The organism is uncultured Allobaculum sp. (assembly GCF_948576815.1).
GTDB classification, from domain to species: Bacteria; Bacillota_I; Bacilli_A; order Erysipelotrichales; family Erysipelotrichaceae; genus Allobaculum; species Allobaculum fili.
Genome location: NZ_CAPAEZ010000104.1, coordinates 1 through 6392, shown reverse-complemented (window position 1 = coordinate 6392; position 6392 = coordinate 1). Strand labels below are relative to the sequence as shown.

The 6392-nt window shown below is 51.9% G+C and carries 7 protein-coding genes; 5 read left to right on the top strand and 2 right to left on the bottom strand.

What is annotated here, in order from left to right:
- Nucleotides 1-206 precede the first annotated feature (206 nt).
- The 4 genes from Q2J39_RS10350 to Q2J39_RS10335 all read left to right on the top strand — a co-directional run bounded on the left by Q2J39_RS10350 (nt 207) and on the right by Q2J39_RS10335 (nt 3495).
- Nucleotides 207-983 carry an HD domain-containing protein gene (locus tag Q2J39_RS10350; RefSeq protein WP_230268460.1) on the top strand — a complete coding sequence of 259 codons (777 nt, stop codon included), beginning with the start codon at nt 207-209 and terminating at the stop codon, nt 981-983.
- 103 nt (nt 984-1086) lie between these two features.
- Nucleotides 1087-2067: a Cof-type HAD-IIB family hydrolase gene (locus Q2J39_RS10345; RefSeq protein ID WP_230268461.1), complete on the top strand. Its 981-nt coding sequence runs from the start codon at nt 1087-1089 to the stop codon at nt 2065-2067.
- Nucleotides 2060-2932 (top strand): thymidylate synthase, encoded by an 873-nt coding sequence (thyA, locus tag Q2J39_RS10340; RefSeq protein WP_288340602.1) that lies wholly within the window; start codon nt 2060-2062, stop codon nt 2930-2932. The genes Q2J39_RS10345 and thyA overlap by 8 nt, the downstream gene beginning before the upstream one ends.
- Nucleotides 2929-3495: a dihydrofolate reductase gene (locus Q2J39_RS10335; RefSeq protein ID WP_288340600.1), complete on the top strand. Its 567-nt coding sequence runs from the start codon at nt 2929-2931 to the stop codon at nt 3493-3495. Before thyA ends, Q2J39_RS10335 begins: the two co-directional genes overlap by 4 nt.
- 214 nt (nt 3496-3709) lie before the next feature.
- Here the strand turns inward: Q2J39_RS10335 and Q2J39_RS10330 are convergent, their stop codons facing one another.
- Both Q2J39_RS10330 and Q2J39_RS10325 read right to left on the bottom strand, forming a co-directional pair.
- Nucleotides 3710-4054 (bottom strand): hypothetical protein, encoded by a 345-nt coding sequence (locus Q2J39_RS10330; RefSeq protein WP_230268455.1) that lies wholly within the window; start codon nt 4052-4054, stop codon nt 3710-3712.
- Between the two features lie 107 nt (nt 4055-4161).
- Complete coding sequence (locus tag Q2J39_RS10325; RefSeq protein WP_230268454.1) at nt 4162-5244, bottom strand: 6-phosphofructokinase; 1083 nt, start codon at nt 5242-5244, stop codon at nt 4162-4164.
- 354 nt (nt 5245-5598) lie between these two features.
- Between Q2J39_RS10325 and Q2J39_RS10320 the strand changes: the two genes are divergently transcribed.
- On the top strand, nt 5599-6141 hold the full coding sequence (locus Q2J39_RS10320) for a hypothetical protein (RefSeq protein ID WP_288340597.1): 543 nt from the start codon (nt 5599-5601) through the stop codon (nt 6139-6141).
- Nucleotides 6142-6392: the final 251 nt, after the last annotated feature.

Here is a 6392-nt window from a genome sequence, read left to right as displayed (position 1 = left end):
AAACTAGAAAGGCAAGGCACTGCTCACTTGTGAAGCTTAAGTGAACAGCATTGGGCGAAACGAAAAAACGAACACCGATGCAAATCTGACCCAGATTGGCTGATTCGGCCCATTTCTGGCCGCATGTTATAAAATAGGCATGCGCAAACCGGCGCAAGAAACAAAATCGGTTTGACGGATCGTCCGTCAGGAAGGGAAGAAGAACCATGCGTGAAGAAGAGCGTTTTACTGAGTACGTGCAGAACTACAATCCGGAGGATTCACAGATTCGTCTGAAAATCATCCATACGTGGAAAGTCGTTTCAGCCGCGGATCAGATTGCCGAAAATCTGAACCTGAGTGAAGAAGAAAAGAAGCTCGCCCATCTGGGAGCGCTGTTTCATGACATCGGCCGCTTTGAACAGGTGCGCCGCTTTCATACGTTCATGGATGCGAAAAGCGTCGATCATGCCGCTTTAGGCGCTGAAATTCTCGCACAGGAAGATTTCTTAAACGAGCTGTCCAATCAGGAAAAAGAAATGGTCATTCAGGCCGTTTCCGTTCATAACAAGCTTTCCATTCCCGATATGGATACCGGCTTTCAGCGCGTTCTCGATCAGATTTTGCGGGACGCCGACAAAGTGGACATTTTCCGGGTCAGCGCAAAGGAAGATCCCATGGATACGACCGGCGCCCCTTTATCCGCTCTCAAAACGCAGACGATCACGCCCGCCGTTTACGAGGCGCTCGTCGAGGGACGAAGCGTTGATCGTTCGAGCCGGATTACCAATCTCGATTTCTGGATGTCCTTTCTCGGCTTCATTCCTGATCTGAACTTCCCAGTTTCGTGCCGTATCGTGCTGGAACAGGGATTCTGGCGTGAACAGCTGGACCGTATGGTCAATGAACAGCTGGTCGAAGACGAAATGACAAGAGAACAGATCCAGACACTGCTTGACCTTTCCGCAAAGCGTCTGGAAGAAAAAGCCGCTCTCGCCGGTTAAGCTTTATAAATCCGAAAAACAAAACGGCTTTTCGAAAAGGCATATTCTGCGAAAAGCCCAGCGACAGATCAGGCGGCAAAGCGCCTGAAAAAGGAGGAGGCTTATGAAACCCGTAACGCTGATTGCGGTCGATGTCGACGGCACGCTGCTCAATTCGCAAAAGAAGCTCGATGAGAAAACCCGTCAGGCCGTAAACCGCCTGAAAGAATACGGAATCCTGTTTGGGATTATTTCCGGACGCCCGGTCGAAAGCGGCGTCATTCTCAGCCGCCAGTGGGGCATTGAAAATTCGATCAGTTTTTTAGTCGGCATGAACGGCGGTGCCATTTACGACATGCGCACAAAAGAAAAACAGACCTTCGCGCATCTCGACGGCAAACTGGTCTGGCAGATCTGTGAAATTTTCCGGGAAATCCCCGGCATTCATTTTGAACCGATGATCGGCAACCGCCGCTATGTGGAATTTTCCACACCGGAAACGCTCGCCATTGCCGAGCAGTTTGGCGAAGAGGAAATTATTGTCGATCTCAAGGAGTTTCTGGAACATCACGATGTGGACAAGCTGGTCATTCGCAGCCGCGCCGAAGATCAGCCGCGCATTAAGGAAATCGCAGCAGCGCATCCGTTTGAAGGGGTAGTGAGCTTTCCCACCGCGGACGTTCTTTACGAATACGTCGATCCGAAAATCAATAAGGGATTCGGCCTGGACCGCATTTGCGAACATTATGGTCTGAACGAAGAAAACGTCATCGCTTTTGGCGATGAAAGCAACGATATTGAAATGCTTCAGAAAGCCGGAGTCGGCATCGCGATGGGCAATGCCACGCCGCCGGTCAAGGCGATCGCGGATGTGGTTCTGCCCTGGACCAACGATGAACACGGCATTGCCCGCTATCTGGAACAGGACGTTCTTCCAGAACAGACCGGCCGCCTCGAAGTGCTCCCGGCATCGACGTACACTTCGTTGCGCGCCCCAGAAATGCCGGCAAATCCAGAAGCCGATACGCCTGCGCAGGGCAGGGAAACTGCCGCTGCAGGCGGCAAAGAAGAAAACCAGCAGAGAAAGGGGAAAGGGAATGTCTAAATGGGATGAAATTTACTGCGGCCTTTGCGAGACGATTCTCAGCGAAGGAACGATCGTTTCCAACCGTACAGGCGTGGATACGAAAAAAATTCCGTTTGCCCACTTCACGCTGAATGTCGGCGAAGAATTTCCGATCCTGACCGTCAAGCAGCTGTTTTTACGGCAGGCGGTTCTGGAAATGTTATGGATTTATCAGGCGCAGAGCAACGATGTGCGCTGGCTTCAGGAGCGCAATGTGCACATCTGGGACGAATGGGAAATCGATGAAAACGGCGACTGGCTGGAAGTAAATACCGGCCGGGTGCTCAAGCATTTCGATCCGTCCATGGCGCATACGATCGGTACGGCGTACGGCTACATCGTTCGCAAGTACCATCTGATCGACAAGCTGATCGATTCGCTTAAAAACCATCCGGAAGACCGGCGCCGGGTCATGTCTTTATGGCAGGATGCGGAACTCGATACGGCGGTTCTGCCCAGCTGCGTCTGGAGCAGCGAATGGGACATTACCGATGGAACGCTTAATGTACTCGTCCATCAGCGCTCGTGCGACGTCGGTCTGGGTCTGCCGTTTAACGTTACGCAGTATGCGGTACTGATGTGCATGATGGCTCAGGTGTGCGGACTGAAAGTCGGACGCCTGGCCTGGTCGATTAAGGACGCGCACATTTACGTCAATCAGCTGGAGCAGATGCAGGAACTTCTGCAGCGCTGGCACACGAATGAGCCGCTGCCGGCACCGAAGCTCTGGCTCAACCCGGAAGTGAAAAACTTTTACGACTTTGACAGTTCGAAAGAACTGAAGGACGTGCATCTGGAAGGGTATCAGCACATGGGAAAACTGCGGATGCCCATTACCCAGTGATCCGCCTTGACGCCATCGCCGCAGTGGGCAGAAACGGCGAAATCGGCTGGAAGGGCGATATGCCCTGGAAGCGCGGCCTTAAACAGGATCTGAAGTTTTTCCGTAAGGTGACAATGAAGCGCCCGGTCATCATGGGCTGCAACACGTGGAAGTCGCTGCCTGGACTGCTTCCCGGCCGTCTTCATCTTGTGCTCACGTCCCATGAAATCAATCGCGAAGGCGTGCTGACCTTTTCCACAGTCGAAGACTGCCTGAAGTGGCTGGACGCGTATAAAAAGCAGAATATACATGCACCCGAATCCATAGCACTGGATCACGGTACGGTATTTGAACAGCCTGACGCTTTTGTGATTGGCGGGGCTTCGATTTATCGCGCCTTTCTGCCGTACTGTTCGCGCCTGATCCTGACGGAAATCGATGCGGACTTTGAAGCCGACACGTATTTTCCGGATTTTGATCGAAACCAGTATTCCCGCCAGGTTCTCGATGAACAGGAAGACGGCAGCTATCACACCCGTCATGTGGTGTGGATGCGAACGACAGATCCTGCAGGCGAAGAATAAGAAGCGCCGGAAAACCAGTCGGGGAAATCCGGATCGAGAATCTCGAACCGGATGATGCAAAGCCCGATGTTTAAACTTAAGAAATGCATGCAAAAGGCTGCCTTCCTTCGAAGAAACCTCTTCGTCGTAAGGCAGCCTTTGTGTGTTGAATCGATTTTAGAATCGGGTTTATAGAACGTTCAGAAGGATATGTTCAGGATAATCCGGTCAGCGCTTAGTGACGGCCCTTGACCTGCGCAAGCTTGCGGATCATGTCCTTTTTCTCCTGCTCAAGCTGGAGTTTCGCTTTTCTGGCTTCTTCTTCCAGTTTGCGTTTGCCCTTCACAGCAAGGATCACTGCGGCGCCGGTCAGCGCGGCAACGGCGGCAGAAGCCATGGCGATACCGAACAGACGGTCGTCTTCTTCTTTTTTCATGGCAGCGCGATGATCGGCTTCCAGAGGAATCATGGAATTGGCTACATGATTTTCTTCCGCGCGCAGAAGATCGATGAGCAGTGCTTTGCGGGCATCGCTGCGCAGATTGAGCGCTTCGTTTTTAACTTCGTTGAATTTTGACATAGGGGTACCTCCTGGAGGATCAACACCTCTCCTGTTTCTTCGTATACCTTCAGTTTAGCCGGGACAGGGGAATATAGCGTACGGCTTGACTGAAAGAGAACACGCCGCTATTTATCGCCAAACGAAATGCCAAGCATTCTGGCTTCCTGAATGATGCTGGAATCGGGATCGACGAGCTTGAGCTTGCCGGCGATTTCGGCAAGCGGCACTTTGACGATTTCGCGGTTGCGATAGGCGACCATGAAGCCGTATTCACCCTGGCAGGCCATGCGTCCGCCCTCAGCGCCCAGACGGCTGGCGAAAACGCGGTCGTAGGCGTCCGGCATGCCGCCGCGCTGGGTATGACCTGGAATGGTTACGCGGACTTCCTTGCCGGTGGCTTCTTCAATTTCTGCGGCCAGTTTGTAGGAAACGGACGGGAACGTGTAGCTCTGCAGGCGCTTCTGGTATTCCTTCTTGGACAGCTTCTTGTCTTCGATCGAAATCGCGCCTTCGGCAACGGCGAGAATCATGAAGCGGCCGTGGTTATTCGTTTTCTTTTTCTTAACGACATCGAGAACGACGTTCAGATCGTAGGGGATTTCCGGAAGCAGAATGATATCGGCGCCGCCGGCCAGTCCGGCGTTGAGCGGCAGCCATCCGGTTTTGTGGCCCATGATTTCGACGATAAATACGCGGCCATGACTCGAAGCAGTCGTGTGAATTTCATCGATCGCGCGGGTCGCAATATCGACCGCGGACTGGAAACCGAACGTCATGTCGGTGCCCCAGAGATCGTTGTCGATCGTCTTCGGCATGCCGATGACATTCAGACCTTCCTGGGAAAGACGGTTGGCGGTTTTTAAAGAGCCGTTGCCGCCTAAAACGATCAGGCAGTCGAGTTCGAGCACATGATACGTTTGCTTCATGAGCTTGACTTTGTTATTGCCGTTTTCATCCGGCTTGTCGAGATCCTTGAACGGCACCCGGCTCGTACCGAGAATGGTTCCGCCGCGTGTCAGGATGTCGTTGAAATCGGCACTCGTCAGCATGCGGTAGCGGTTGTACATCAGGCCTTTATAGCCGTCTTCGAATCCGTAAAACTCTACGGGTTCCTTAGCGTTGTTCATGGCGGAAAGGTAGATGGCACGCATTGTGGCGTTCAGCGCCTGGCAGTCTCCTCCGCTCGTAAGCATTCCAATTCGAAGCATTGATAATCCTCCTCACTCTGTTTTCAGCTGTAATTCTTTCTCTATTTTAAAACGAATCGATTCAAACCGGGGACCGGATGTATAGTTTTTCAATCCTGTCGAAAAATCACGATTTTTTAAAGGAAATCGCGTAGGCAGAAGAGTATGCGATTTGACGTTGTAAGAAAAGGCGGTCATCAAAGCCGGGAAAACGCTTCCTCTACTATTAAATGAAAGTAAAGAAAGATGTACCTGAACCAGTCGAACAGCCCTTCAAGTTTTACACTTGCAAAAAGACATGTCCCTTCGTTCCAGGTCCGGGCAGAATGTACTGCCTAATTCCGGGCAGAATGTACTGCCTAATATGGAGGTAATATGAAAACAAGATCACTTACAGCGCTCGCGCTGCTGTCTGCGTTAATGATTGCGGGATGCTCTTCCGCTCCGGAAACAAAAACCGAATCTTCGGCTTCCGAACCTGTATCTTCCGTTGAAGAATCCAAGGAATCCAAAACGGAAACGTCTGCTGCTTCTCTTGAAGACATCAGCATGGCCTTCTCGAACGCCGGCTACAGCGTCAGCGATGTCGTAACCGAAGGCGACAAGACGACCTTTACCGCCGAAAACGACAACGGTTCCTTCCAGGTTGAAGGCCAGAACTTCGAAAACGAAACCGAAGCGTCTCAGACCTACGAAACCAGCGCTTCCCAGCTCGAAGACGACGGCTATCTGGAAGTCGAATCCTACGATGCCGATCAGAAGCAGACCCGCGTACTGCTCAACGACTACAACACCGTATACGGCGTAGCCGCCATTAACCGCGAAGCCAAATCCGTAGTCACTCTGCAGGACATCCCGGAACCTGCCCTCGACGGCGCCAAGAGCGTTCTCGAAATGCTTCGCTACCCTGTTAAATAAGCGTCTTTTTCTCCTTTGACTTTTGAATCCGCGCCATAGACAGGCGATCTTATCAAAGACGCCGAGTCGTTTGCGGATCTTCGTGCAGACCCTGAAATCCTCAGGGTCTGTTTTTTTGGCGCTTTTCAAACCGCACAAACGCTCGGAAAACGGAAGCAATTCAACGTCCGGCATTCAAAATTCCAAATTCGGAATCTTCCCAATGCTGTTCACTTAAGCTTCACAAGTGAGCAGTGCCTTGCCTTTCTAGT

Coding starts and splice junctions, on each gene's coding strand:
- Q2J39_RS10350 (WP_230268460.1), top strand. CDS start 207: ATGCGTGAAGAAGAGCGTTTTACTGAGTACGTGCAGAACTACAATCCG.
- Q2J39_RS10345 (WP_230268461.1), top strand. CDS start 1,087: ATGAAACCCGTAACGCTGATTGCGGTCGATGTCGACGGCACGCTGCTC.
- thyA (WP_288340602.1), top strand. CDS start 2,060: ATGTCTAAATGGGATGAAATTTACTGCGGCCTTTGCGAGACGATTCTC.
- Q2J39_RS10330 (WP_230268455.1), bottom strand. CDS start 4,054: ATGTCAAAATTCAACGAAGTTAAAAACGAAGCGCTCAATCTGCGCAGC.
- Q2J39_RS10325 (WP_230268454.1), bottom strand. CDS start 5,244: ATGCTTCGAATTGGAATGCTTACGAGCGGAGGAGACTGCCAGGCGCTG.
- Q2J39_RS10320 (WP_288340597.1), top strand. CDS start 5,599: ATGAAAACAAGATCACTTACAGCGCTCGCGCTGCTGTCTGCGTTAATG.